Consider the following 24,994-nt stretch of genomic DNA (forward strand, 5'->3'; position numbering starts at 1 on the left):
AATTATTTTATCTAAGCTTGCAGAAGCCGTCTCATCATAAATGATGAGGCGGCTTTTTGTTTAAAATAATTCGTTTATCTACAATAGGGTATAGATAAACTGTAAATAGACCCAAAACAGAAAAACATACAAATCAGCACTTTATGTAAAAATTAACTCTTTTTTTCTTTTCGGTATGTAAATGACTGCCATCAAGCCTTACCTTTGCAGAAAATTTATCATAATGAACAATATCACTCCACATCCAGTGCTGGAACACGTTGTAAACATCATCAAAAATGTGATCAGCGATATCAAAATTGATTATACTTCAGAAAGTACAGCAAACCTTAAAGACGGCAATGCTTTCATCATTTTAGAACAAGTATTTGACAGTAGCAAAAATTCTGCAACAATCCTTATTAAGGATCCAAAAGATATTATTTTCAGTGAGGACCTTTTGCCAGATTTGAAGCATTTACATGATGGTACTACAGGAGCGTTCAAAACTGAACTACAAAATGCGACTGTCATCATCAATGATTTGGATGTAGCTACGCAAATTATCTTCGAATCGGCAAAAGATGCATTTGACCAGATTAGCAATAGTTACGAATTGGTAAAAACTATTGAAAAAGAGATCTCTAAAGTTAAAAGCACATTTAAATTCGGAAGCAATGTCTTTAATCTTACTATTGCAGATGGAGAAGATCTGATCTGTATTACCCCAGAGTTTGCGCCATCTTATAACGCCGCTATCCAAAAAACAATAGAGGATGATGCGCTTAAAGTACAGAACTCATTAAATAGCATATTTAAATAAGGAAAAATCAGTACCTCAGTCTGTTTTGTAAAAGCAGCATGAATCAAATAGCCCTTCTAAAAATTAGAAGGGCTATTTGTTTTCGCATCAAAAAATAAATGCAGTTTTAAAATGAGCTTTAGGATTAATAGCGAACTTCAAATTCACCATTTTTGACTACAATAGAATCCAACAGGTTCTTTGTATTGTATAAAACACCATTAAATTTCCCTCCAACAATCGGAATTAAACTATTTTTTGGATATTCATATTTTGTGATTTCTATATGGAAAGGCTTTTTTAAGCTGCTGGTAGAATACAACACATTTTCACCTAAGTCTGGTTTTTTGACGGCATAAATATAGGCCCCAAAGTCCGTCCTATCAGATAAATCACCTTCCATTTCATATTTCCTCTTTTTAACATCATAAATCTGAAAGCTCAATCTAAACACATCAGTACTGCTTAATGATGCTTTAGGTAAGTTTACATCCACCGTGTAGATGTCAATTTTAGCGCCATTACCCATACCTAATCCTGTCCATGAGCCATAAAAGACTGTTCTATCGTTGTCGGTTTTCTGAAGGCTAATAGATTGACCGTCTATAGTTGCTTTGAGGTATTGGATGTCGGCTTTTTTTTCTTCTTTAACTGGACTTTCCTTTTTGCAGGAAGATAAGCTGAATGCTGCCAATAAGTATGGCAAAAGAATAAGTGCAGGATTTCTCTTTATGTTTTTCATGTTAAAATGATTTTTACATTTAAATCTATAGGAGGATAAAATGTCTTTTGCAAGAGACTAAACATCCTAATAAGGAAATTAATAATCGAAAATAAAAATCAACACCTCAAGATAACGATACTTAAACACAATACTTTCCATCGTTTTTCCTTGGTAATTACGCCGCTCATTAACTCGTAATTTAACCCTGACTTTCTCTGCAGCTTTCACAGAAAACACATATAACTACCTGATTTTCAAATCACATAATTATATGTATAATTCTAAACCCTATATCTCTGAACTTTATATAAGAAGATCCCCATTTGCTATCCAAGCCATACTCACACGGAATTTTGATTTAAAGATTTTAGCTGAACCTTAAACCCTTTAACCCAATAAGATCAAATGAAAATAACTATCCTAATCATTCATGAGGTCGAGCTGACCGATATCAACAACAGTATTGATGCTACGCTGTACTCCGATATTCCGGTTGTTCCAGTACCCATCAGCCCCTATTATCACATCATCTCTATTTCCAATAATCCCCTAGAAATATGTTAAATGATCAACAACCAGGTTCCGGGTTATATACTTACAGGAGCCTATTAAACGACCCCGACATTACCAAAGAGTTCAATGACTTACAATTCGGACTTGGTAATCTACAAATCAACATCTCCGAAGCAGGAGTGCTAAGCGGAAGGATCTATGACACCGGCTGGGAGCTTAAACTCAGTGGATGCGCCCAATCCGGGAATCCGGCGACGCTTTGGTTCCAGGGTTCCGGAACTGTAGGTGGTGCCCCATGGATTTATGAATATCTATGTTACCGGGTTCCTCATATTCCAAACGGTGTAGCGCAAATCCCCTCCCTGGTTGGCAGTGTGATTCGCGTAATTCCACACCCGAATGGTAGCGGTGGCATCAGCCCTGCAGGCGTAGTCTGTTCATTTTATGCGGTACTTCAAGCCCTCAAACAATAGGATATAAAACCCCCTATTTAAAACCATCCTTATGTCAACTAAACCCTATTGTTGTCAGCTGGAATCCTCCTCAGTGGAAGCTCCCAGCATTAATAAGAACGCTAAAAAGAGCATGAGGGCCATCCCTTCTCTTCTGATGAGCATTCTGATCGCTTTCTTTCCAAAATGTCCATTTTGCTGGGCCGTTTATATGAGTATGTTCAGCAGTATTGGTCTAGCCCAAATTCCCTATATGCCCTGGCTATTGCCTGTCTTGAGCGCAATGCTTTGTATCCATTTGTATCTGTTATTCAGAAAAGTGGCGACCAAAGGCTACCTACCCTTTATGATCAGTGTAGCGGGTTGTCTCTTCCTTTTAGCAGGCAGGCTTGGCTTCCCCGATGAAAAATGGATTTCTTTGGTAGGAATGCTCTTGATCATTAGTGGCTCATTACTCAATAATTTACTAACTAAATATCTTCCCTTAAACTTTTATAAAAGATTAACGCTCTCATGAAAAACGAAGAAACATTAAAAACGCGCCGTTCAATTCTGGAAATTCAACGCGCACACGAAGCTGGTGACGTAAAACCCCTGGAAAATCTGATGCGGGCCTGGCGTGGTGTAAAGGCATTAGATTCGGATGATCCCAGATCATTCTTTATGCTGGGAGGCTTCCATGGAGAACCTTTCCGAGGCCCTGGTGTAGACGATAGCGCCTATTGGGGTGGTTACTGTATGCATGGCAATGTACTTTTCCCAACCTGGCACCGAATTTACCTCTATAAATTGGAGCAGGCACTGCAAAGCATTCCTGGTTGTGAGGAGGTCATGCTACCTTATTGGGATGAAACTGATGAGTATTCCCTGAACAATGGTATTCCATCTTGTCTAACGGATGAAAAGTTCAAACTTGATGGGGCATACATTGACAACCCATTACGTTCTTTTACCTTTCCGGTGAAGATCTCTGATCAGATTCTTGACAATGGCAATCCTTCTGCCTATTCTAAACCAAAAGGTTATGAAACTGTTCGTTTTCCACTTTCGGGATTAGTGAGTACGCCGGAAGAAGTCGCTAAAACCGAACTTTATAATAAACAATTCTCTGACTCAGAAAGACTTTATTACCTGAATCACAACGTGGTCTCCTGGTTGAGTGACCGGGGTTCCAATCCCAGACGTCCGCTACAAAACGTTCATGACCTGTACAAAATGTGCCTTACTGCACCAAATTACACCGTTTTCTCCAATACCACTTCTTATGCAAAATACAATATGGACAATCCTACAAACCTTGTCCAGCCCTTGGAACAGCCACACAACGATGTTCATATTTCGGTAGGTGGCCCAAACAGGACAGTCACCCCACCGGTTATTTATGCCAGTGGCGATATGGGTGACAATGAAACTGCAGGTTTGGATCCCATCTTTTACTTTCACCACTGCAATGTAGACCGTGTATTCTGGTTATGGCAAAAACAAAATGGCTTTACGGAGCATTTAGAGATTATTGCAAATTATCCAGGGACAAAATCAAGCGATGCGCAAGGGCCAACACCAGGGTATTCAATGGACTCCGAACTGAACCTTTCCTCTCCGCTTTACCCCTTTGCAAAAAACGGCGAACTACTTTATCCCTATAACGAGAATGATCCATCAGATGTATACACTTCCATGGATTGTATAAATATAGAAAAACAGCTAAATCTGACCTATAGCCTCGGTTCACTAGAAAAACCAGTAAGCACTTTAACAAAAGAAAAGATGACAGAGCCCATTCATATCAATGCCAATAACAGCAGGAAACAGTTGTTTGTTACGGACATCAGCAAAGGAGATATTAGTGGCTCCTTCATTATTGCCGCTTACATTACGCTTGATGGCACAAGAGAATTACTGGGATATCATTCTGTGCTGAGTCGGAAGAACGTACGTGGATGTGCGAATTGTTTGACACACCTGGATGTAGCTGCTTCCTTCAAACTGAATAACTATACCGAGGAAGAGGTAAAAAGGGCAACTTTCGATGTCGAGATCCGCGCTAAAGAGGCAGACAACGAGGCCGTGCTAAAAAAATTCAGCGCCGCAGGACTGAAATCCGACGTTCCACCTTACAAATTAGAAGTCCGTTAACCTTAAACTAAATTTGTTATGAAAAGAAATACGCAGTTAAAACCACGGTTTTTTAATAAAAGACTGTGGCTCATCGTTCTTTTTTGCTGCCCGATTTTTTACCTGGCCTTTAACACTCCAGGCAAATCGGTTGTCGGCGGCGAAGCCTTGATCCCTTTTAGCAATGTCGTTCCAACAGACATCGCCAATCCTGCTGATCCTCAACAGGCGGCACAATTTGCCTGGCAGGAATTTATTGCACTCACCTGGCCAGCGAAAGTCAATCCAGCACCTGGCCCTGGAATGTCAGCTTACTTCCGCGGACAACCCTCGGATACGGACAGCCCCGGATCTACGGGCTCAGGAGGAACAGTAGTTTGGGAAACATTTTATCACCGGGCAGAGCTTTACCCCTCTTACAAAACCCCTTCTGGCAACATACTCCCTGATCCAAACATCATCCCTAGTTACACTTACCCTTCCTATGTCAAGATCAGTCCCGCAACGGCAACAACAAACATGAACCTATTCAACAATATGGATGAGGCTAGTGAGATTACCCTGGCCAATATGTATTACACACCGCTCGCGCAAAAATCAGATTCTGTCCGTAATAGTATAGGTCCACAACCAACCCCTGTGCAAACTCTGGCACTGAATAAAGCCTCTATAAAAGCTGCTTTGATTTATGAAGCCAAAGGCAATCCTATTATGTTTAATTACCTCAAGCAAACTGGATTCAATAACCTAAGCCTACGTAAACCGGCGATGCAGCAAAGCGTAAATCTGGTGACTAAGAACATCCAACCTACAGGACCGGTATTCCAACTACCTAATGGCACTTTAGAAGTAAAAGCGACCTGGAGACACTATGATGTTTCAAAAGATAACCTGCAGGATTTCCACTGGAAGGTTGGCATTTATTACACCACAGGAGCAAACGGACTCATCGCCAACAATGATACCCTGCTGTTAGTTGGTCTGCATATCATCCAAAAAACACCGAATGTACCGACCTTTACCTTCGCTACTTTTGAGCATGTCAGCAATGATAAAAACGGTTTCCGCTATATCAACACCAACCCACTTACTGATACCAGTCCGAATCTTCCCCGACCATTACCTGATTCTGGGGTGATTACAGCAATCCGACAATTTCCCATCCCGGGAGTGGGAAATCCATTCAACCTGGTGGCTTATAACCAACAAGTTCAAAATCAATTGCGCGCCAGTTTCGGATCCAACGTGGTATGGGCTAATTACCAATTAATTGGTGTACAAGCGGTACCGCAGAATGATCCTGGCGGCGTAGTACCAGCCCAGCAGTTCTTTTTATCGAATTTTGCAACAGAAACCAATGATGCCCTTCAGTTCTTCCAGGGTGGACTTTCTGGGCCATCTAGCAATGTACCAGATCCGGATGCCGCACACGTTTTTGTACTTGACAATACTAAAAAGTATGTTGGCCTTACGATGGGTGGGTGTATGGGTTGCCACGGTTCCCAGGCACAGTTTATCGGTTCAGACTTTAGCGTGATCTCAGCAACGGGCAACAGATTCATCCCAGAACCAGTCAAGCCCTATCCGGGAGGAAGAATAACCAACCAAAACCCAGCAGGCTTCCCACTGCCACATAGCAAATAAATTTCTTAAACTTATATCAATCAATCCCATGGCAACAGTAATCAACAACTACTCGGACTTACAAAAACTGCTTAACGCTTTCGTTGCAGCGAACAGTCTTACTCCTGGTCTTGCTCCACACGCAGTATTCTGGAACTCGATGTCTTATCAAGAATTCATTACCGGAGAAGTTCCAAATGTTTCGGGCTTCAAAATCCTGATACCCGGGGATCCAGAAAATTCGAACCTGATTATGGCACTGGCAGGCACTCCAAACTCTCCTTTCGATCCTAATACAGGAGAGATCGGACAAATGCCGCAGCCAAATCCACCTTATAATACTGCAAGCCCTCAACAAGCAGAGGTTATCGCTGCAATATCGGACTGGATCGCTAGAAAATGCCCGAATGGAGCTGTTTAAAAGCGTTCTTTCCTAGAAATTAAAATCCCTTTTCCTGCTCAGGAAAGGGGATTTTTTATGGAATTTTATTACGTTTTCATCCAGCCCATATTGGCTCAATTGTTTGATAATTTGCTTTTACGAAATGAGATTCCTTTTCTGAGGAACTACACATTTAGGCTACAGTAGGTGTTTTTACCTGTAGCATCATTTTTTCTAATAACTAAACATATAAAAAAGTTCCTAGCCATTGAAATGGCAGATAAATACAAAGCTTATTAAATTTATACTTCATCTGATTAAGCCCTCTGGCTATCAATTTATTCAGAACTACTCAAACCTCTTTGTTTTGGTAAAAAACATTTACCTACCGCAGTAATCCCACAGCCAATATCAAACCTCTTATCTATAATTGTATTTTTTCGACAGACAATCATATTTAGTTATAGTTACATACGATATTCTATAAATACTTTCTTTATATTTGATATACACCCTAAAGTGTTAAATTATGATTAATAAACCAACCATTGATGCTGTTCCTCTGGAAGAAGCGCTTATTGACATCAGGAAGTATAAAAACTTCATGAAAGATCATTTCAAGCTTGAGGAAAAACAAATTCTAAAAGCCTTTACCATTCATTCTGTGGAGTTACTAGAAGCTATGGGTATTGATTACACTAGTATTCTACCTCAGTACCCCTCAGTACGTGTTTACATTGGCAAAAAAGACGGGGATGAAGATGAGGCCTTCAAATTGTTCCTTGTTCCAGTAGACGAAAACGGCAAGGATGTTATTCTGAAAGGGCCTTTTAAGAATCTACTTGCAACAGATGAATATGTTTTTGACTTCACCATGCCTTGTCCAAATACCTGTGATGATAGTAGCCCATTAGCGAATGCCTGATGAAAGAAGTAGCCAAAATTATTTTGATTTTGACCAATATCCCCATCTTAATTTCTGCTATTTATGCCTTGACATTCTATAAAAGAATGGACTGCAAGTTCAAAATCTTTTCTTGCTTTTTATTCTTTTCTTTCCTTGTCCAGGCAAGCTCTTCGGCACTTTGGTTCCTGGGAAAAAATAACTTGCCTCTGCTGCATATTTATGTAGCCGGAGGCTTTATTTTACTAGCCTGGTTTTATAGAGAAATACTAGCTGATTTCATTGACAAACGAATCATTAACGCGATTATGGTCATATTTACGTTGTTCACGCTAGCCAATACGCTATTTTGGCAACCTATATATGTATTTAACTCCTATGCACTAACCATTGAATCCGCGTTATTGCTCTTTTTCTCCTTATGTTGGTTCATTAGTAGTATGACGCTGATGGGTAGTGATACTCCTCATGATAAAACAGAGGTCAGCAGTATCAACTGGATCAATGCCGGTATAATGATCTACTATTCTTCCAGCTTGCTTATTTTTTATTTTGGGACGATGATTACCAGCTTCTCAAAAAACATGAACCGCTATGCCTGGGCGATCCATTCCTTTTTCTCGATTACTATGTATTGCTTTTTTTTAATTGCCTTGTGGAAAAAACAGAAGAACTAAATTTCCTAAACATTTTGTTGCCATTTGCAGGTTTGATGTTCATGATCTGCCTGGGGGTTATTTTTATTGCCCGTCGTTATCACCAGAACCTCTACAAGCAGCAATTGAAGCAGGAAAACCTAAAGCTACAGTACCAGAAGGAACTTTTACTCTCTACCTTTAATGCCCAGGAGAAAGAGCGTAAGCGCATCGCGAGCGACCTTCATGATGAACTTGGCGCAGCACTTTCCATCAGCAGGATGCAGCTCATCCAACTCGAAAGACAGAGCAAAGTGGAGGCTCCGGATATTTCTGCAGCGCTACTCAGTATCCATACGATTACTGGAACCGCACTAAACAGCGTAAGAAGAATTTGCCATGAACTGATGCCCGTTAACCTGGAATCTTTTGGCTTAATGGTCTGTCTGGAAAGTTTAGTTACTCAATTCAACAAAAGCGGCATCATCAAGCTTAAGTTAGAAAATGGCCAGGAAGATTTACGGTTACCCGCAGCTATAGAACTTCATTTGTACCGGATTATCATGGAGTTGATCAACAATACACTCAAACATGCTGAAGCAACTGCGATTGAGCTCTGCTTTGAGTTAAAGAACGATTACATCCGTGTTCATTATGCCGATAATGGCAAAGGTTTAGCTCCGGAGATCCAGAAAAAAAAGCAGGGATTAGGAGCCGATACGATAACGGCAAGAATAAATGCACTTAATGGGACCTACAATTTCTTTAGCCCAGCGGAAAAAGGAATGGCGGTAGAAATGAAAATCCCAAATACCACTGATTTTTAGTTAATCATTAAGCCACCATACTATGTCAGCTATTTTACAAAACACGATACACATAGGTCTTATTGAGGACCAACACATCTTCAGGGAAGGTATCAAAGCCCTGGTAGCAGGCTGGCCGCAAATAGAGGTCACATTTGAAACTGCTGAAGGTTATACCATTGTAGAGAAATTGAAATCCAGTTCTCCCTTACCTGATGTTCTTCTTGTGGATTATTCCTTGCCTCCTCAGGGGGACATAGAATTTAATGGCGTCCATGTGATTCAGGCCGTCAGCACTCATTTCCCAGACATTAAGATTATTGTACTGTCTATGCATGAGGATGAACATTTCATTGCGCGCATGATTGAAAATGGGGCACGTGGACATCTGGTGAAAGACAGTGATCCGGATGAGGTTCGATTGGCTATACTTTCCGTTCATGAGAAAGGTTCTTATATTAATGAGCGCACATTGAGGGCGATCCAAAATAACATGGGAAAGAAGCCAAAAGTAAGTCGTGATGGAAATGGCCTGATCCAGATCAGCAAGCGAGAAAAGGAAGTATTGGATCTGATTTGCCGACAGTATAAAACGGAAGAAATAGCGGAAAAGCTATTCATTAGCAGTAAAACTGTTGATGGCCATCGTAATAACCTCTTACAAAAGACAGATTCCAGAAATACTGCCGGATTGGTTGTTTATGCATTGCGAAACCATATTGTGAGTATTTTCTAGTGCGGTTGGGCTACTCTGATTTTAATTGTACCTTTCCATTTTTTTAATAGAAATGGAAGATAAAATCCACAAGCGTTTCAAAGTAGCCTCCTACCTAATTTTCAGTTCCATCATCATAGATTCAATTGTCGGCGTGATTCAAAGTCATAAAAACCCCGATTTCGAGATGACAATTGGCATCGAAACCTCTTTAATGTTTATGACCCTGGGATATTTTGCCTTCATTGGAAAGCATTGGGTAAAATGGGTAGTTTTATTTGTAACTGTTTTAAGCAGTTTACCTTTATTAACCATGCCTGATCAGGACCTGAGTACCAATCCTTCTTTTGCTTTACAACTGTTTTCAGGTTTCTTAAAATTTACAGCAATTTTAATGCTCTTTTTAAGTCCTAAACAAGATAGCTAGCTGTCGGCAATTTTGTCATCCACATAAAATCTAAAACCCAGACCTCTTACACTTTCAATGTGTATGGCTGGGTCTGCGGACAGGTATTTCCTTAACCTACTGATGAAAACGTCCATACTCCTACCATTAAAAAAGTCGGGTTCCTTCCAGAGGTGTAATAAGTCAGGAGCGTTTCACAAACAGGGAAAATATTGAAGCAATATATGGGAGCTTATATGGTATAACTCTCAGTTCTAAACAGAAAATAAAGAACAAGGCTATTGATTCCAGTCCGGAACTCAGGGGACGTTTATAAAACAACATCGCTCCTCTATTGAATCCTACAAACTAATGCCTGAAATTATTGTTATTACCAAAATACAATTATGAAAGGTTCCAGAATTAAAGTACTCTTTTTTGATGTCGGCGGTGTACTGCTGAACAATGGCTGGGGTCATCAATCCAGACAGGAAGCATCGGAGAGATTTGGCCTGAATCATGAAGAAATGGAGGTCCTCCACAACTTCATTTTCAATGTTTATGAAATTGGAAAAATCACTATGGATGATTATTTAGATACTGTGGTATTTAACCATCCTAGAGACTTTAGCAAACAAGACTTTAAAGACTTCCTGTTTGCCCAATCGGTAGCATTGCCAGATTTCTTACCCTGGTTAAAAGAATGGAAAAAGAGTTGTGGCTTACGGGTGATCTCTATCAACAATGAAGGTCGGGAAATTAATAATTATCGCATACAGAAGTTCGGATTACACGATTGTTTTGATGCTTTTATTTCTTCCTGTGAAGTGGGAATGCGGAAGCCGGATCCAGGGATTTTTAACCTGGCCATGGGAATTGCTCAGGTCTCTCCGGACGAGTGTCTGTATTTTGACGACCGGCTAATGCTGGCGCAAGCCGCACAAAAACTTGGCATCCGCAGCTTCCATCATCAGGACTTCATTACTACAAAACAGATCCTGGAAGCACATATCCATCCATCTGATACCGCTGTATGAATTAGATAAAACACGCAAAATGAACACTCAAGAACTAAAACATCTGGCCGAGAGGCTAATGGCCGAAGACAAGGGCTTATTGGCTATGGATGAAAGCACTGGGACCTGTAACAAAAGATTTAAAGCTTTAGGCATCCCACAAACTGAAGAGTACCGTCGAAAATACCGCCAATTGATCGTTACTACCCCTCATTTAGAGGAAAGCATTAGTGGTGCCATCCTCTTTGAAGAAACCCTGCATCAGCAAACCGATGATGGCCAGTCTTTTCTTGCCATTCTGAAACAGAAAGATATTATTCCGGGAATAAAAGTAGATCAAGGTACTACACCTTTAGCTTTTTTTCCAGGGGAAACCATTACTGAAGGACTGGATCGTTTAACGGATCGTATGATTAGCTATCACCAAATGGGCTTACGCTTTGCCAAATGGCGTGCGGTAATTCATATTGAAACCGATCTCCCTACAAAGACCTGCATCACAGCCAATGCTTTTACCCTTGCCCGATACGCTGCAATTTGCCAGGAGGCTGGAATAGTCCCAATTGTAGAGCCTGAAGTGTTGATGGATGGAGCGCATAGCCTGCAAACCTGTGCAGCAGTAACACAGGATGTCCTGAAGGAAGTTTTTAGTGCTTTATATGAGCACAAAGTTTCCCTGGAGGGTATGATTTTAAAACCCAATATGGTGTTGCCCGGTTTAAACTGTCCTGATCAAAATAGTACTGAGGTGATTGCTCAACAAACCATTTCCTCTTTCCTTAAGGTAGTTCCAGCTGCGGTAGGCGGTATTGCTTTCTTATCGGGAGGTCAATCGCCTATGCTTGCCTCTGAGCGACTCAACATGATGCAGCTGAGGTATGGCTCCCAAATACCCTGGCCTTTAACATTTTCCTTTTCAAGAGCAATTCAACAACCTGCTATGGAAATCTGGAAGGGAGATGATCAGAATATTACGGCAGCACAGCAGGCACTGGCACATCGCGCAGCTTGCAACAGTGCCGCACGCAGAGGGGAATATCTTCCAGCCTCCTAAAAAAACTCATCCTAATGGAATTACTTGGTGATCAATTTCTGATAATAAACTAATTTACCAGAATTCGTTACAGTTTGTTTATCTACCCATCGGCCAAGGTTTATATTTCTACCAAATGGTCCTGAAGTATAAAATAAGTCAATTTTTCTAATTTCTATAGAAAAAAGATAGCTTTGCTACCCTAAATTATGTGCGCAAGATATACCCTAACAGCAGAAGAAAAAGAGATTCTAAAAAACAACCCGTATCAGCTTGTTGGTGCTTATGAGCCGGATGCCAATATCGCGATCACCGATGGTGGTCTGGTTATTACCGCCGATGAGCCCGATATTATTCAACAGATGTCGTTCGGTATTGTTCCTCACACCGCCAGTAGTAATGTGCTTACTTTTGACACCTGGAATATCCGCAGTGAGGAGGTCATGGATAAGAAAACTTATGCCCCTTTAATGAAACATCGTAAAACCTGTTTAATCATTGCAGACAGCTTCTATGAATGGCAAAAGATTAGCGATACCGACAAAAGACCATATCGCTTTACCAATGAAAGGAAAACTTTCTGCTTCGCAGGATTATGGAGCCAATGGATCAATCCTGAAACCGGCGAGAAACACCGGACTTTTGGCATTATGACAACCGTTGCGAACCAGACGGTTGGAGAAATTCATGATAAGCAAAGAATGCCGGTCATCTTACATCGAAATGAGGAGTTAAGGTGGTTGAATAAAAAGCTAAGTGTCGAACAATTGCTGGAAATGTGTAAACCCTACCCTGATCATATGATGAAAAGGACTCAAGTGAGTAAAAAAGTGAATAAAGTTTCCACGAAAAAGAGTCCAAATAAGGGAATAGAACTGATTAAACCTTACAATGAGCTGGATATACCGACTCTTTTTGACTAAAAACCGGGAGGAATGAAAAATAAAACTACTCAGTTTTAGTTTGTTATAAAGATTTCATTAAATAATCATAATCATAATTTGCAGAACCGGCTTGAGTTCGTACTTTTGTGCCGGAGAGTTGGCAGAGTGGTCGATTGCGGCAGTCTTGAAAACTGTTGACTTGTCAAAGGGTCCGCGGGTTCGAATCCCCCACTCTCCGCTAAATGGTCATCAAAACCATACTAAAACCCTGAAATCGTAAGATTTCAGGGTTTTTTGTTTTGGGAAATATCAAAATCACACAAAATTTCACTTATTCTGGTGCCCTATTCGATAAGGGCGGAAAATGGATCAGCACCTACAGGCAGAAAACGGATGCCGTAGTAAAGGTCCCGCTATTGCCTTTTGCTTCAGACCTGATTGATAAATATTTAGTTTAGACACCGAAATCATGTAATATGATTGTATTCGCAGAAATTTCTAATAGTCCTCAGCAAGATGTGGTTTACTTAACTATACAAGGGAAATAAATCTTAAACTTAAACATTTGCCCCGACCTAAATACCTTCAACTCATCACTTCCTTTAACCTTGACTATTGAATCATTCTTTTCAATAAATTGATAAAAAGAAGAAGTATCCTCGTTCAAAACAATATCCAGATTATTTGTTAATTTAACAGTTCTCATTGAATGGTTAGCTTCATTTATAAATTTCTTTACCACAACTCCATTATAGTCTTCTTTTTTAAAGTTTCCCAACCTATTGCAGGTGTAATAATTATTTAGATTGTCATCATTTATTATAAAAACAACGGGTACAAGAACAAGCACCACGAAACCTAACAATATTTTTATTTTTACATCCATAAATTATTTATTAAAAAACCGTGATTTTAGCTCTAGACCATGAGACACCGAATGATGGAAATCCCATCAGTAATTATTTAACTTCTCTTTTTTAACAAAGAGTAGGCAAACACCTATAATGATTGTTGGAAGCCATAATACGAAGGAGTATTCTCCAGCTTTAATCTCAAAAGTGCTTAGCCTTGGACCTTGATAGGCAAATAATGATACCCCATACAAAAACATAGCAATACCCAAGATGACAACGACTATTCCAACAAATTGACATTTAGACATTGATTTTCGTGTTTTAATTTTAAGACGACACAATATACATTTACATTGAGCGTATTTATATATGAGAGCGTTAATTTAGATAAAGCGGGAATGATCGGAGGATTATTTCCGCTTTTCTTATTTCCCGGCACTATTAAGAGTTACCACAACCTAATTCATAGACCTCAAACCATTAGATAATACCTCCTATGGCGCGACATCCTCCTCTAATGGTCTAAAATTCTTAAATCGAGTATATGGATCAAAATTATTCTTTCTATCCTTAACTATGGTTCTTCTCTTTCCATTTTTATCTACAAGTTGTATATTAATTTTGTCATCTAGATTAACACTCGCGAATTCTTTTAGACTATCTCTTTTAATTTTTAAAAACACCGTAGTAGAACCACCATGAACTAAAAATGCATATATACAATCTAGCGTATTATTATATAGCATATTTGGATAATTTTCGGAATTTTTCATGTAAATAAGCTGATCTTCAGAACTGTCATAAATAAAAAGATTTCGAACATCATTGGCACCTCTTGCAGCAATAGCAGATTTATAAGTTACATCTTTAAATCCATCATTATTAAAATCAGACAACTCCGGAAAACATCCTGAAATGTCATCTTTTAAGAAATTGATTTTTTGCTTTAACTGCCAATTACCTTTCACTTTCGTATAAAACTGAATAACGACATAACCACTGTCAGAATTTCGAAAATGTGAAAGTTCAATCTTATTCTTCGTTGGTTTACCAATATTCAAACTATCAACAAAATGCTCGAGAAGTTCTACGGCTCCTTTTTCTATATGTTTTGATTCTACTTTTGAAACTGTGCTAATCTTAGATTCAAAAGATTGATTGGATCTATTTCCCTGCCGATTCTGGCAAGAAAACAAAAACAATAAAACTATTAATAGGTATTTTTTCATTTTGTTTGGCTGATATAAAGCTACTACTTTGCAAGCCACTTATCGAAATCATTAAACGTTAGTAGGGTAATTTTGAGCATATCAAGCAAACTGCTTCCTACAAACAAAATGAACAAGTTGAATAGATCATCCCTTCCAGTAGCTAATAATGGTGAATTTTAAGCTACACACTAAACAACCTCCGTTTTATCGTTAAAAATTACCCATTTATAGGTATAAGGTAAAACACGCACAGTTAACTATAATAAGTTTTTATATTATCTTCATGCTTTTAATTTTTAAACATAATTTAAATCTAATGCAAGAAAAAACAATTAATTACTCTCCTTTACTATTATGTGCTTTACTTATGCTTGGTACCCTCATTGGGTGTAAAAAAAACAATGATGCTCCATCAGAGCCAGAACAACCTGTACTTTCCATGAACCAATTATACCAAAGCGCCATACTGGATGCAATGGTTGCTGATAATTCAGAAGTTATTGATACGTTATGGGCATTAACTCCTGAAAACACTGCTTTAAAATGGAAAACTATTAATGGTAAACCACATGTTCTACTAGCTAGCTTTATGCGTTTTCCATCTAGCTATCCAGTTGGTGAATCAATTACCAATTCTTGGGGCGAATCCTGGCTATTCGTTCCACAACAAATGAAAGCACGCATAGGATCTTCTTTCTCTAAATCAAGTGATACCACCATGCGTATCTGCCAGCTGTTGGGCCTCCCTCCTGCTAATGAAAGAAGCAATACGCATATCGCCGAGATTTGGGTGAACCCAGAGAATTTATATAGGCCGGCCGGCAACCAGATGATCACCACTAAAACAGCTACGGCGACACTAAGTAATACTAACCCTGAAAGTTTCAGCACATGGTATAACAACTATATTCTTTTCGCCTATTACCGAACATTATCAACTACATCAGATTTCCATTACCCATGGACACGTCTGGGTTATACCTATGATTGGTCGCCTAAAGCAAAAGAGGTTGGACTTAGTGAATATGTTTTACAGCCCAATTCTGCAGCTTTGGTAGAAAAGGTATCAAAATTAAGTAGCTATTTTTAAAAACAAATCGGAATTAAACTTTAACCTAATACTCCTTATTTATGAATGCTCTAATTATTATCGACGTACAGTATGATTTTTTACCTGGAGGTGCTTTAGCAGTTAACCATGGGGATGAAATCGTCCAAACCATTAACGACCTGCAGTCAACATATGATCTGGTAGTTGCCACGCAAGATTGGCATCCAAGAGGCCATAAAAGTTTCGTTACTTCCCATCCAGGTAGAAAACCGTTTGAAGAAATAGATTTAAACGGATTAAATCAGGTGCTATGGCCTGAGCATTGCATACAAGGAACAAAGGGAGCCGAATTTGTCCCGGAACTATCCACAAATGCTATTGAGGCTATTTTTAGGAAAGGAATGGATAAAGAAATTGATAGTTATAGCGGCTTTTATGATAATGGTAAAAAAAAATCTACTGGCATGGCCGATTACCTTAAAGGAAGAGGTGTTACAGAAGTAGCCGTTTGCGGAGTGGCTGCCGATTATTGCGTGTATTATACAGCTAATGACGCCTTAGACTTAGGTTTTAAATCAAGTATTATAGAGCGGGCTTCTAAGCCGATAGATCAGGAAAGATATGATCGTGTTAAAAAAGACTTTCAGTCAAAGGGCGGGACTATTATTTAATATCAATTTTTTCTAAAAACTGGAGTTGCGACCTAAGTTCTGTGCTAAGGTCGCAACCCTCTTTCAGCTTATAAAATGCTGTTTATCGGATTATTATTCGTTAATTCAATACATGATTTTAGAAGTAGCAGTAGAACTATGACTATCAAAATTGAAATATCGAAAAGCCTAACAGAAGATCAGACGAAGAAAGTTGATCAACTCTGGAACGAAGTATATCCAATACAATTAAATAACAGGTTTAGACTCCTGTTGGAAGGCATAGAAGATTACAATCATCATCTTTTACTTAATGAAGCTGACGAGGTAATTGGATGGGCAGTTGCTTTTTTTAGAGCTAACGAGCTATGGTTTTCCATTCTTATATCTGCTACAAATCAAAACAAGGGCAACGGTAAAATGCTACTCGACAGTCTAAAGCGCAATTCCACAAATTTATGCGGTTGGGTAATCGATCATAATAATGACCTGAAACAAGACAGCTCAACTTATTATACACCTATGCAGTTCTACCTTAAAAATGGCTTTATTGTAATGGAGCAAAGAATTGAAACAGCTATTATTTCAGCGGTTAAAATTAAATTTGAAGTATAAAGGAGGAGAACTACTACCAGGAGTCATTATCTTTGCTGATAATAGTAGCAAAGCTAAATTTGGACTATCTTTATATTAGTTTTGCTTCGGCAACCCACATCATCAAAGACCCCATGAACACACTTCGCATCATCGCAACCTCCGCAATGTTATCCTGTCTGATCTATTCTTGTTCGACCTCCAGAAACTCAACTGCTGAGGGAAAAAGAAAACGTACAAAAATTACCACCATTAACCCGGGAATAAAAAATCCCAGCAGGTCTGTGATCAATGCAAGCGGCGACGGGCTATCACCTGGAATCAACCCGATAAATACTCCTGGTTCAAAGGTAAATGCAACTAATGCTGCCAGTATTGCAATTGAAAGAGCTAATGCCCTGGCTAGAAAACAGCAGAGCTTAGAAATGCTTACAGATGCAGAACTGATCAACAGGATTGCTACTGCTCAACAAATGGAAATCAGTACAAGCAACAGTATAAACCGTACAACGAAAAACGACAAGATTAAGGACTATGCCAACATGGTTGCTACCGATCATATGGAGCTACAAAAGGAATTGAAAAAGCTTGCTTCCGGAAAAAACATTGGACTGGATAAGGAAGTCTTTTTACCTGGCAGTCCTAAAACGGATCTTGATTTCATTAAATTGATGACGGAAAGCAACCGGGACCTCATCACCCTATATACCATAGTTGGTAATTCTAATGATCCCGATCTAAGGGAATTTGCCTTGAAACAATTGCCATTGTTAAAAAAGCATATGGATACCGCTTTAAAAACAAGAGGCGAGCTTGATAAAAAAGCGAAGCAATAAATAAGCATATTTTTATGAAAAAAGGCAATGTGCAAAACGCACATTGCCTTTTCAGTTAAAACTTAATAAGTTCAATCTTACTTTCTTTTTACCCCCATAATCTTCACTTCTACCAGGTAATTTCCTTCCTGCTTAAGTTGAAAACCTATTGCAGGGTTAATGTTAAACCTGGTATTAACAGGATAACTTGCCTTTGGATTGCTAACTTTCACAAACTCACTTGGAATCCTATAAAAGATATCAAATGAACCATATCCTGGAATCGTTTTGTATGGGAATGGAATGATCTCAAAATTAAGACTCATTTCGGTATCAGTTTTAAGTACCGGATTGAACTTCGCATAAGAATCCAAAGTAGGCCTGTCGCCACGAACAATAAGTTCCCCAGCTTTAGGATTAAAAGGCACCCCATCTTCATCCACATACTTTACTACTACATTTGTTCCCGTAGGTGCTGTTTTTGTAACGGTAATTTCTACCGGAGGTAGCGATTCGAAGGTCGCACCACCATCCTGCAAGTAAGTTGCTGTATTTCTGTTGATGGAAAAAGCCTGCGCTTCCACAAAGTCCAGTTCGCCAATATTCGAATAGGTTTTTGTACCGCTCTCATTGCTCAACTCCAGGTCAAAAGTATATTGAGATCCTGTAGGGATCACTGCCGTTCCGGAAGTGAACAAAAACTGACCGCTTGGCAAAAACTCGAATATTGGTTTCGACTTCAGCTCTCTGATCGAGTTTAATTTCTCCAGTGTGGTATGTACCTCGGGGTCGAATGCCGTTTTATAAATATAAACCGGTACTTCCTTATACAATTCATCCGCATTCTGATCTGTTCCTTTACGTTTGATCTTCAACAATTTGATCTTCAATGGCACAGTAGAGCCATCACCTTTTAACTCGGAAGTCAGGAAGCCATTCTTACCTTTCTCTACCTGGAATGGACTGCCTACAAAATAGACATCGTCACTTAAAAAGCCAACAGTGATCTTTTTACAACCTGTCCAGATGGCAACTGAGAGCAGCAAAGCTCCCATAATCATTATATATTTTTTCATCAGATTTATTTCTATTAGTTACCAGTAAAACCTATGTGTATTTGTCAAAACATGCAGTACGCCAGTTGTGGTTTGAATATTTGACGTTTGTGCAAACGTAAACAGATCAACATCCAAAACCGGAAACCCCGAAGGGAGAGATACAGGATCCAATCCATTTCTTATTTTTATCAGGAATAAAATCTGAGGCTTACTACTCACCAAACCTGGGCTTTCCTGTTCGATCAACTTCACCGAAAACGGTTCATTAGACTTACTGGTGAATAATTTATTCGATAAGCTCAGGCTTTCTCTGGTAATTTTACCAGCAAAAAGATGAGAACGTAAAGAATCTCTAAGTTCTGGAACCGGAAGATCGTTCAAGGTATAAGTTAAACTTTCATCGTTATTATCCTGTCGCAATTTCTCTTGTCTTCTGAACAGTAAAGCTTTAATAGAATAATCTGTTGGTGCAAAGAAGGTAACATCAGCATTGATTTCTTCTTTCATTCCGGCTTTATCCACTAAAACCAGTAAAGTATCAAACAAACGATTCGTTTTCAGGTAATCATAAGTAGTCATATTTACATGTGCATCATGTAAACTACCACCAATGATATACTTATCCTTTTTACAGGCCGTGGCCATGGCGACTACCGCACAGGCCAGTACTAGTATGTGCTTAATTTTCATCTTGAGCTGCTTAATTTCTTCCATTCCAATATTTATTTTGAACCAATAACTGATTCTTCTGAAGGTTAGTTCTTGAGATTGGCCACTTCCATCCGTCCTGGTCGAAGCGACTTTGAGGGAAACGTCCTTCTGTGTACTCGGCTAACCTTTTATTCCGGATCATGACGTACCACAACTGACCTTCAAATGCGATCTCTCTATAGGTTTCTTCAAAGATCTCTGTTCTTAAATCCGCATTACTGCCTTGGTAGGGATCAATTCCCGCACGTTGCTTCACGGCATTTAAGTCGGTAATTGCCGGTCCATAATTCCCTAAGAGTTCATTACATTCGGCACGAAGTAACAATTGTTCTCCCAACCTAAAAATTGGTGTATTACAATCAACCACAGGGTCTGTATTGTTTGAGGCATTTCTATACTTTACGTTTCCTCCATTCCGACCAGTGTATTTGGTAAGAATCCAGTTGTCTACATCGGTCTTATCAAAATTATACTCAACACGGGCATCATTGTCATAGTAATAGATCTGGTCCAGAAAATTGCCATTAATAATCACTGGCATGCTCCCTTTGCTCTTAATATATGGCATCATCGTGGTAGTATAAAAGAAACCTGTCCCCGATTGGTACTCATTATTACTCAAGCTTGTAGCTACTTCAAAAATAGCTTCTGAAGATCCTCCCTTATACAAACTCACATAATTTGTATTAGGCACTAAAGTGTAGTTATTTGAATTGGTAATAGAGTCTATTGCGGCTACAGCTTTTGTAAGCAGGCCACTTTCTGTGTTTTTACCCAGGAAATACTGCCAGCGAAGGACGTTCGCTTTTAGAGCAAATACGGCTCCTCTATCCGCAGCAACAGCGCGGTCTGAACCCGTTGAAAACTGAAGCAACTTTTGTGCTTTATCAAGATCTACCAAGGCAGAATCCAATACGACCTTATCTGAAATACGTTCAAGATTCACTGAGTTCACCGGATCTGGATTGTTTTTCAATACCAATGGCACATCACCCCAAATTCTGGTCAAATAGAAATAGGTATAGGCCCTTAAGAAGTAGGCCTCGCCAAGAATTCTGTTTTTTCTATCTCCAGTAAATACATTATTTGGCATTTTAGCTACTTTATCGAGTACCGTATTGGCCATGTTAATGGTGGTATAATACGACTGCCAATCTCCAAGGTCTTCCAAATATGGGCCGATAAAATCACCGATATTGATTCCTGTACCATAATACCTATCGCCTTCTATTAAGAAGCTCAATGTAAAATCGCCATTTACTTTTATAAACTCATTGGTAGAAAGATCGCCATAACTAAAGTGCGACATCCTTCTGCTTTCAGCTCCCCGCACCATGGATTGTCTGGATAAGGAATAAACACCCGCTAAGGCGGAAACCGCATCGCTCTGTGTTTTCCAGAAGGAACCTTCATAAGGTGCATCTTCAGGGGCAAAATTCAACAGCTTTTTGCAGGAAGAAAAAAGCAGTGTGGAAGCCATCAGGAATAAAAGGCCAATGGCTGCGTATGATTTTTTAGTATTCATCTTCAATTGATTCTAATGGTGATTAAAATGTAGCTCTAAGTCCTAAAGTGAATTTTCTAGGTAAAGGATATCCATTACCGTTATAAATTCCCAATGCGTCTACTGCCTCTACATCAGGTAAGTTTGATTTCTGAAATGTGTACACATTATCAATAATTCCATATACCTGCAGCGCATTGATTTTAGCTTTTTTCAGCCATTCAGCTGGAAATCTATAGCCAAGATTGATGTACTTGATGCGGGCGTAACTTCCGTCTTCCATATAAGCAGATGAGAAAGTATTGAACTGATAATAATAGCTTTTATACGGATTGATGTCTGCATAAGCCGCCTGATCTCCAGGATTACGCCAGATAGAAAGCTTGCTCAGGTCAATTAAACCCTGACCATAGAAATTCCCGATTTGCTTGTAATTGGTCAATAAAGAAGCTACATAAGTATTGTAAACATCTCTACCCAATGAAAAAGAGGTAAATACTTCCAGAGAAAAGTTTTTATAAGTTAAGGTATTGCTGAAACCACCTGTTATTTTCGGATTTGGATCACCGGTTCTAACAAGGTCATTTCTGTCCCAAACATCATAATCACCATTCTGATCAATCCAACGGTAAGTACCTGGTCCGGCAACAACTGATCCATCCCAATAAGTAATCAGGTTACCAGTTCTTGGGTCAAAAGGAACATCTGCTGCGGTGGAATAAACACCATTAGATTTCACCTGATAGAATTCATTAATCGGGCGTCCTTTAGATAAAATATAAGTAGTTCCATTGTAATCGATCACGATATCTCTGTTTCCATCCGGAAGTTTGGTGATCTGATTCTTGTTCATCGACATAATCAAACGTGGAGTCCATTGGAAGCTCTTTTCAGGCGAGAATACCCTACCTGAGATATTAAACTCAAAACCTACGTTCCTTACGCCAACAGCGTTGGTAAACACCTCTTCATAACCACTTGTAGTTGGTAGCTTAAGGTTAAAAAAGATATCCTTAGTATTTCTGTTATAGAGATCCGCCACTACATTAATCCTGTTATTGAAGAAATCGGCATCAATACCAATGTTTCCTTGTAGCGCTCTTTCCCAGGTCAGGTTATCTTGAGTAACTGATTTAGGATTATGAGTGATGATCGTATTGTTGTTATAGGTATAGGTATTGCTACCAGGTTGCAGGCTTCCTTCCCCAACCAGATAGGAATTATAAGGTGCATAAAAATCATCCGGTAAATTTCCGCTGACACCAAAGCTACCTCTGATTTTCAGCATACTGATCCAGGATTTTGTTTTTGACATAAAGGCCTCATCCGAAAGGATCCAGCCCGCAGAAACTGCCGGGAAATATGCCCAACGGTTGTTTTTACCAAAGCGAGAAGAAGCATCTGTTCTCAGCGAAGCAGAGAATAGATATCTGGATTTATAATCATAATTCACACGTCCAAAGAATGACAATAAACCTGCTTGTTTATTGCTGGAACGCGTATAGTTCTTATCAAAGTCACCAGGTTTAATGGCATTAACAGTGGATATGGAGTTGTTTCCTGTACCGAATCCGCCAACACCAGTGTAACCTACATTGATGTAATTAATGGTGTTACCAACCAGGAAGTTTAAATGATGGTTGTCCAGTAAGTTCAGGTTATAATTTAAGGTATTGTCGATGTTAAAATTCTGAAATTTAGAATTCATCGAATAGCTATAGAAAGTATCATCGGCATCCAGAGCACTTGGTCTGAAAAGATCACGTGTAGAACTGGAAAGCAATAAAGAGCCCTGACTAACAAACTTTAAATTAGGTGTAAATTCATAATTTACGGAAATGCTGGTTGCAATGTCATCATTGATGTTTTTATCTTTTGCCAGGTCATACTGACCTACAAAATTAAGACTATCGGCATGGCTCAACTGGAATAAAGAAGATGGGAAAGCACCACTGTTGATGGGCAAAGGGTTGCTATAATCGGCATCCGGATTAGGAATTACGCCCCTACCTCTTGACCTGTCTGTTCTTGATACCCTAAAGGAAAGATCAACATTCAATTTTGGCGTCATCTTATAGCCCATACTCGCGGCCAGGTTATAACGTTTAAAGCCTGTTGACTTTACAATTCCTTCTTCATTATAATAGTTACCACTTAAACGGTAGCTTACATTTTCACTTCCTCCATAAACAGAAGCATCAGCATTATAAATCTTTGCCGTTTGAAAGAATAAACCTTGCCAATCAGTTTTATTATTGAAGGCAGGATTTAAACTATCCGTTAACAGCAAAGGAAGCGTTGATAATTGTTCGTAATTGCCCAGAGAGTTCAGGTAGTTCATTTTATACCTGCGTTCTTCTGCACCTACATAGTAAACCTCAGAATTCGCACGCATGGAAAGGCCAGTATAGAAATTGGCATTAATTTTCGGTTTCTCTCCGATTTTACCTCTTTTCGTTTTCACAACTACTACCCCATTTGCCCCTCTTGATCCGTAGATAGAAGCAGAAGCTGCATCTTTTAACACATCAATACTTTCGATATCATTAGGATTGATACCTGCGATAAAGTTGGTTTGTGTCACATCAGAAAAGCTAGAGATGTCATCATAAGAAACAGGAACGCCATCGATGATAAAAAGAGGACTGCTTAGCGCATTCACCGAATTTACGGTTCTGCTCATTGCGGTATTTCCACGTACGGTAAAGGTAGGTCTGGAACCCGGCTCACCTGAATAGTTTTGGATATTTACTCCGGCAACTTTTCCTTGCAGCAGCTGGTCAAAACTAGGCGAAGGCAGATTCTCAATATCTTTAGCGGTTACCGTAGATACGGCAGCAGTGGAAGTCCGGCGGGAAACGGTTTGGTAACCGATCACCACCGCATCTTTCAACATATTTGGATTAGGCTCCAATCTAATGCTGAACACTTTCTGTGTACCTACTTTTAAGGTTTTGCTAACATAACCTACAAAGGTTACCGAGATGGAAGATTCCGGTCCGGCTACATTGAGTTTAAACTCTCCCTTATTATTAGTTTGAACGGTATTGCTGGTCCCGATTTCCTTAACGGAAGCTCCAGGCAATGGTTGTCCGGTTTCGTCAATTACTTTTCCAGAAATTGGCTCAGCAATGATCAGTTGGTTTTTACTTTGTGGTTTAGTTTTCGCTTTTTCCTGTACCACTAGGGTTTTCGTATCCAGAGAATATTCGAAGGGCTGGTTCAGAAAACACAAATTCAGGGCATCTTCCATGCCTGCATTACGCACATTAATAGTCACAGGTTTTGCAGTAGATATATCTGTTGCGATAAACACCAGGTCGTAGCCTGTTTGTTTGGTGATTGCTTTCAGCACCTTTTCTAAGGTGACATTTTTCTCCGACAAGGTTACTTTTTTTTGTGCCAGAGTAGAAGCATTCAGCTGAAACATGAACAATAGCACAAAAGCTAGAGAAAGTTTCATGGTTAGAAGAATTTTATTTTTCATATAGGAATCCCTATACGAGTTAAAGTCGTACAATTTCATACATTTGGTAAGTTTGGGTTCATGATAGAGAGTGTAACTGCTAGGCTTCCTC

26 protein-coding genes, 1 tRNA gene and 1 pseudogene are annotated in these 24,994 nt (G+C 39.3%); 20 read left to right on the forward strand and 8 right to left on the reverse strand.

Annotated features, from left to right (window positions below; all coding sequences use genetic code 11):
* Positions 1 to 223 precede the first annotated feature (223 nt).
* Entirely contained in the window at positions 224 to 802 is a 579-nt protein-coding gene (locus tag R2S10_RS07340) for a hypothetical protein (protein WP_316839796.1), read from the forward strand.
* Positions 803 to 926: 124 nt separating this feature from the next.
* On the opposite strand, the gene R2S10_RS07345 is transcribed toward R2S10_RS07340, so the two are convergent.
* A complete protein-coding gene (locus R2S10_RS07345) occupies positions 927 to 1,523 on the reverse strand; it encodes a DUF5025 domain-containing protein (protein WP_316839797.1) in 597 nt (198 codons plus the stop codon).
* A 387-nt stretch (positions 1,524 to 1,910) separates the two neighbouring features.
* Between R2S10_RS07345 and R2S10_RS07350 the strand changes: the two genes are divergently transcribed.
* The 11 genes from R2S10_RS07350 to R2S10_RS07400 all read left to right on the forward strand — a co-directional run bounded on the left by R2S10_RS07350 (position 1,911) and on the right by R2S10_RS07400 (position 10,077).
* Positions 1,911 to 2,069 (forward strand): hypothetical protein, encoded by a 159-nt coding sequence (locus tag R2S10_RS07350; protein WP_316839798.1) that lies wholly within the window; start codon positions 1,911 to 1,913, stop codon positions 2,067 to 2,069.
* Complete coding sequence (locus R2S10_RS07355; RefSeq protein WP_316839799.1) at positions 2,063 to 2,491, forward strand: hypothetical protein; 429 nt, start codon at positions 2,063 to 2,065, stop codon at positions 2,489 to 2,491. Before R2S10_RS07350 ends, R2S10_RS07355 begins: the two co-directional genes overlap by 7 nt.
* A 31-nt stretch (positions 2,492 to 2,522) precedes the next feature.
* Positions 2,523 to 2,987 (forward strand): hypothetical protein, encoded by a 465-nt coding sequence (locus tag R2S10_RS07360; RefSeq protein WP_316839800.1) that lies wholly within the window; start codon positions 2,523 to 2,525, stop codon positions 2,985 to 2,987.
* Positions 2,984 to 4,606: a tyrosinase family protein gene (locus R2S10_RS07365; RefSeq protein ID WP_316839801.1), complete on the forward strand. Its 1,623-nt coding sequence runs from the start codon at positions 2,984 to 2,986 to the stop codon at positions 4,604 to 4,606. The genes R2S10_RS07360 and R2S10_RS07365 overlap by 4 nt, the downstream gene beginning before the upstream one ends.
* 18 nt (positions 4,607 to 4,624) lie before the next feature.
* Positions 4,625 to 6,229, forward strand: a complete 1,605-nt coding sequence (locus tag R2S10_RS07370; RefSeq protein WP_316839802.1) for a hypothetical protein — start codon at positions 4,625 to 4,627, stop codon at positions 6,227 to 6,229.
* A 28-nt stretch (positions 6,230 to 6,257) separates the two neighbouring features.
* Positions 6,258 to 6,629 carry a hypothetical protein gene (locus tag R2S10_RS07375; RefSeq protein ID WP_316839803.1) on the forward strand — a complete coding sequence of 124 codons (372 nt, stop codon included), beginning with the start codon at positions 6,258 to 6,260 and terminating at the stop codon, positions 6,627 to 6,629.
* 490 nt (positions 6,630 to 7,119) lie between these two features.
* Positions 7,120 to 7,515 carry a hypothetical protein gene (locus R2S10_RS07380; protein WP_316839804.1) on the forward strand — a complete coding sequence of 132 codons (396 nt, stop codon included), beginning with the start codon at positions 7,120 to 7,122 and terminating at the stop codon, positions 7,513 to 7,515.
* Positions 7,515 to 8,171, forward strand: a complete 657-nt coding sequence (locus R2S10_RS07385) for a hypothetical protein (protein ID WP_316839805.1) — start codon at positions 7,515 to 7,517, stop codon at positions 8,169 to 8,171. Before R2S10_RS07380 ends, R2S10_RS07385 begins: the two co-directional genes overlap by 1 nt.
* A complete protein-coding gene (locus R2S10_RS07390) occupies positions 8,150 to 8,956 on the forward strand; it encodes a sensor histidine kinase (RefSeq protein WP_316839806.1) in 807 nt (268 codons plus the stop codon). The genes R2S10_RS07385 and R2S10_RS07390 overlap by 22 nt, the downstream gene beginning before the upstream one ends.
* Before the next feature lie 22 nt (positions 8,957 to 8,978).
* Positions 8,979 to 9,671, forward strand: a complete 693-nt coding sequence (locus R2S10_RS07395) for a response regulator transcription factor (RefSeq protein WP_316839807.1) — start codon at positions 8,979 to 8,981, stop codon at positions 9,669 to 9,671.
* Positions 9,672 to 9,723: 52 nt separating this feature from the next.
* Entirely contained in the window at positions 9,724 to 10,077 is a 354-nt protein-coding gene (locus R2S10_RS07400; protein WP_316839808.1) for a hypothetical protein, read from the forward strand.
* Here the strand turns inward: R2S10_RS07400 and R2S10_RS07405 are convergent.
* Positions 10,074 to 10,220, reverse strand: a pseudogene (locus tag R2S10_RS07405) (winged helix-turn-helix domain-containing protein); the annotation flags it as partial. The gene R2S10_RS07400 and the pseudogene R2S10_RS07405 sit on opposite strands and share 4 nt — an antisense overlap.
* 222 nt (positions 10,221 to 10,442) lie before the next feature.
* Here R2S10_RS07405 and R2S10_RS07410 point away from each other — a divergent pair.
* The 4 genes from R2S10_RS07410 (at position 10,443) to R2S10_RS07425 (ending at position 13,206) form a co-directional block, all read left to right on the forward strand.
* Positions 10,443 to 11,072, forward strand: a complete 630-nt coding sequence (locus tag R2S10_RS07410) for an HAD-IA family hydrolase (RefSeq protein WP_316839809.1) — start codon at positions 10,443 to 10,445, stop codon at positions 11,070 to 11,072.
* 19 nt (positions 11,073 to 11,091) lie between these two features.
* Positions 11,092 to 12,105 carry a class I fructose-bisphosphate aldolase gene (locus R2S10_RS07415; RefSeq protein WP_316839810.1) on the forward strand — a complete coding sequence of 338 codons (1,014 nt, stop codon included), beginning with the start codon at positions 11,092 to 11,094 and terminating at the stop codon, positions 12,103 to 12,105.
* 188 nt (positions 12,106 to 12,293) lie between these two features.
* The gene (locus R2S10_RS07420) at positions 12,294 to 13,007 is read left to right on the forward strand and encodes an SOS response-associated peptidase (RefSeq protein ID WP_316839811.1); all 714 of its coding nucleotides are present in this window, start codon (positions 12,294 to 12,296) and stop codon (positions 13,005 to 13,007) included.
* Between the two features lie 112 nt (positions 13,008 to 13,119).
* Positions 13,120 to 13,206 (forward strand) — tRNA-Ser (locus tag R2S10_RS07425).
* A gap of 285 nt (positions 13,207 to 13,491) precedes the next feature.
* Here the strand turns inward: R2S10_RS07425 and R2S10_RS07430 are convergent.
* Entirely contained in the window at positions 13,492 to 13,854 is a 363-nt protein-coding gene (locus tag R2S10_RS07430; RefSeq protein WP_316839812.1) for a hypothetical protein, read from the reverse strand.
* A gap of 462 nt (positions 13,855 to 14,316) precedes the next feature.
* Positions 14,317 to 15,051 (reverse strand): hypothetical protein, encoded by a 735-nt coding sequence (locus R2S10_RS07435; RefSeq protein ID WP_316839813.1) that lies wholly within the window; start codon positions 15,049 to 15,051, stop codon positions 14,317 to 14,319.
* Positions 15,052 to 15,472: 421 nt separating this feature from the next.
* On the opposite strand from R2S10_RS07435, the gene R2S10_RS07440 reads away from it, so the two are divergent.
* The 4 genes from R2S10_RS07440 (at position 15,473) to R2S10_RS07455 (ending at position 18,164) form a co-directional block, all read left to right on the forward strand.
* Complete coding sequence (locus tag R2S10_RS07440; protein ID WP_316839814.1) at positions 15,473 to 16,123, forward strand: hypothetical protein; 651 nt, start codon at positions 15,473 to 15,475, stop codon at positions 16,121 to 16,123.
* Positions 16,124 to 16,164: 41 nt separating this feature from the next.
* Positions 16,165 to 16,755 carry a bifunctional nicotinamidase/pyrazinamidase gene (gene pncA, locus R2S10_RS07445; protein WP_316839815.1) on the forward strand — a complete coding sequence of 197 codons (591 nt, stop codon included), beginning with the start codon at positions 16,165 to 16,167 and terminating at the stop codon, positions 16,753 to 16,755.
* 138 nt (positions 16,756 to 16,893) lie between these two features.
* The gene (locus R2S10_RS07450) at positions 16,894 to 17,349 is read left to right on the forward strand and encodes a GNAT family N-acetyltransferase (protein WP_316839816.1); all 456 of its coding nucleotides are present in this window, start codon (positions 16,894 to 16,896) and stop codon (positions 17,347 to 17,349) included.
* A gap of 59 nt (positions 17,350 to 17,408) precedes the next feature.
* A complete protein-coding gene (locus R2S10_RS07455; RefSeq protein ID WP_316839817.1) occupies positions 17,409 to 18,164 on the forward strand; it encodes a DUF4142 domain-containing protein in 756 nt (251 codons plus the stop codon).
* 77 nt (positions 18,165 to 18,241) lie between these two features.
* Here R2S10_RS07455 and R2S10_RS07460 read toward each other — a convergent pair whose 3' ends face one another.
* The 4 genes from R2S10_RS07460 to R2S10_RS07475 are packed head-to-tail and all read right to left on the reverse strand — an operon-like array spanning position 18,242 to position 24,879.
* Positions 18,242 to 19,219: a DUF5007 domain-containing protein gene (locus R2S10_RS07460; RefSeq protein ID WP_316839818.1), complete on the reverse strand. Its 978-nt coding sequence runs from the start codon at positions 19,217 to 19,219 to the stop codon at positions 18,242 to 18,244.
* An 18-nt stretch (positions 19,220 to 19,237) separates the two neighbouring features.
* The gene (locus R2S10_RS07465; RefSeq protein WP_316839819.1) at positions 19,238 to 19,891 is read right to left on the reverse strand and encodes a fasciclin domain-containing protein; all 654 of its coding nucleotides are present in this window, start codon (positions 19,889 to 19,891) and stop codon (positions 19,238 to 19,240) included.
* Between the two features lie 10 nt (positions 19,892 to 19,901).
* Positions 19,902 to 21,437: a RagB/SusD family nutrient uptake outer membrane protein gene (locus R2S10_RS07470; RefSeq protein ID WP_316839820.1), complete on the reverse strand. Its 1,536-nt coding sequence runs from the start codon at positions 21,435 to 21,437 to the stop codon at positions 19,902 to 19,904.
* A gap of 22 nt (positions 21,438 to 21,459) precedes the next feature.
* A complete protein-coding gene (locus R2S10_RS07475; RefSeq protein ID WP_316839821.1) occupies positions 21,460 to 24,879 on the reverse strand; it encodes a SusC/RagA family TonB-linked outer membrane protein in 3,420 nt (1,139 codons plus the stop codon).
* Between the last annotated feature and the right edge of the window lie 115 nt (positions 24,880 to 24,994).

It is taken from the genome of Pedobacter gandavensis, assembly GCF_032678745.1.
GTDB classification, from domain to species: Bacteria; Bacteroidota; Bacteroidia; order Sphingobacteriales; family Sphingobacteriaceae; genus Pedobacter; species Pedobacter gandavensis_C.

Bases quoted from the DNA above. Each gene is read 5' to 3' on its own strand.
- R2S10_RS07430 (WP_316839812.1), bottom strand. From the start codon at position 13,854: ATGGATGTAAAAATAAAAATATTGTTAGGTTTCGTGGTGCTTGTTCTT.
- R2S10_RS07410 (WP_316839809.1), top strand. From the start codon at position 10,443: ATGAAAGGTTCCAGAATTAAAGTACTCTTTTTTGATGTCGGCGGTGTA.
- R2S10_RS07415 (WP_316839810.1), top strand. From the start codon at position 11,092: ATGAACACTCAAGAACTAAAACATCTGGCCGAGAGGCTAATGGCCGAA.
- R2S10_RS07450 (WP_316839816.1), top strand. From the start codon at position 16,894: ATGACTATCAAAATTGAAATATCGAAAAGCCTAACAGAAGATCAGACG.
- R2S10_RS07380 (WP_316839804.1), top strand. From the start codon at position 7,120: ATGATTAATAAACCAACCATTGATGCTGTTCCTCTGGAAGAAGCGCTT.
- R2S10_RS07435 (WP_316839813.1), bottom strand. From the start codon at position 15,051: ATGAAAAAATACCTATTAATAGTTTTATTGTTTTTGTTTTCTTGCCAG.
- R2S10_RS07470 (WP_316839820.1), bottom strand. From the start codon at position 21,437: ATGAATACTAAAAAATCATACGCAGCCATTGGCCTTTTATTCCTGATG.
- R2S10_RS07475 (WP_316839821.1), bottom strand. From the start codon at position 24,879: ATGAAACTTTCTCTAGCTTTTGTGCTATTGTTCATGTTTCAGCTGAAT.
- R2S10_RS07345 (WP_316839797.1), bottom strand. From the start codon at position 1,523: ATGAAAAACATAAAGAGAAATCCTGCACTTATTCTTTTGCCATACTTA.
- R2S10_RS07350 (WP_316839798.1), top strand. From the start codon at position 1,911: ATGAAAATAACTATCCTAATCATTCATGAGGTCGAGCTGACCGATATC.
- R2S10_RS07360 (WP_316839800.1), top strand. From the start codon at position 2,523: ATGTCAACTAAACCCTATTGTTGTCAGCTGGAATCCTCCTCAGTGGAA.
- R2S10_RS07465 (WP_316839819.1), bottom strand. From the start codon at position 19,891: ATGAAAATTAAGCACATACTAGTACTGGCCTGTGCGGTAGTCGCCATG.
- R2S10_RS07440 (WP_316839814.1), top strand. From the start codon at position 15,473: ATGAACCAATTATACCAAAGCGCCATACTGGATGCAATGGTTGCTGAT.
- R2S10_RS07395 (WP_316839807.1), top strand. From the start codon at position 8,979: ATGTCAGCTATTTTACAAAACACGATACACATAGGTCTTATTGAGGAC.
- pncA (WP_316839815.1), top strand. From the start codon at position 16,165: ATGAATGCTCTAATTATTATCGACGTACAGTATGATTTTTTACCTGGA.
- R2S10_RS07400 (WP_316839808.1), top strand. From the start codon at position 9,724: ATGGAAGATAAAATCCACAAGCGTTTCAAAGTAGCCTCCTACCTAATT.
- R2S10_RS07375 (WP_316839803.1), top strand. From the start codon at position 6,258: ATGGCAACAGTAATCAACAACTACTCGGACTTACAAAAACTGCTTAAC.
- R2S10_RS07420 (WP_316839811.1), top strand. From the start codon at position 12,294: ATGTGCGCAAGATATACCCTAACAGCAGAAGAAAAAGAGATTCTAAAA.
- R2S10_RS07370 (WP_316839802.1), top strand. From the start codon at position 4,625: ATGAAAAGAAATACGCAGTTAAAACCACGGTTTTTTAATAAAAGACTG.
- R2S10_RS07355 (WP_316839799.1), top strand. From the start codon at position 2,063: ATGTTAAATGATCAACAACCAGGTTCCGGGTTATATACTTACAGGAGC.
- R2S10_RS07365 (WP_316839801.1), top strand. From the start codon at position 2,984: ATGAAAAACGAAGAAACATTAAAAACGCGCCGTTCAATTCTGGAAATT.
- R2S10_RS07340 (WP_316839796.1), top strand. From the start codon at position 224: ATGAACAATATCACTCCACATCCAGTGCTGGAACACGTTGTAAACATC.
- R2S10_RS07385 (WP_316839805.1), top strand. From the start codon at position 7,515: ATGAAAGAAGTAGCCAAAATTATTTTGATTTTGACCAATATCCCCATC.
- R2S10_RS07460 (WP_316839818.1), bottom strand. From the start codon at position 19,219: ATGAAAAAATATATAATGATTATGGGAGCTTTGCTGCTCTCAGTTGCC.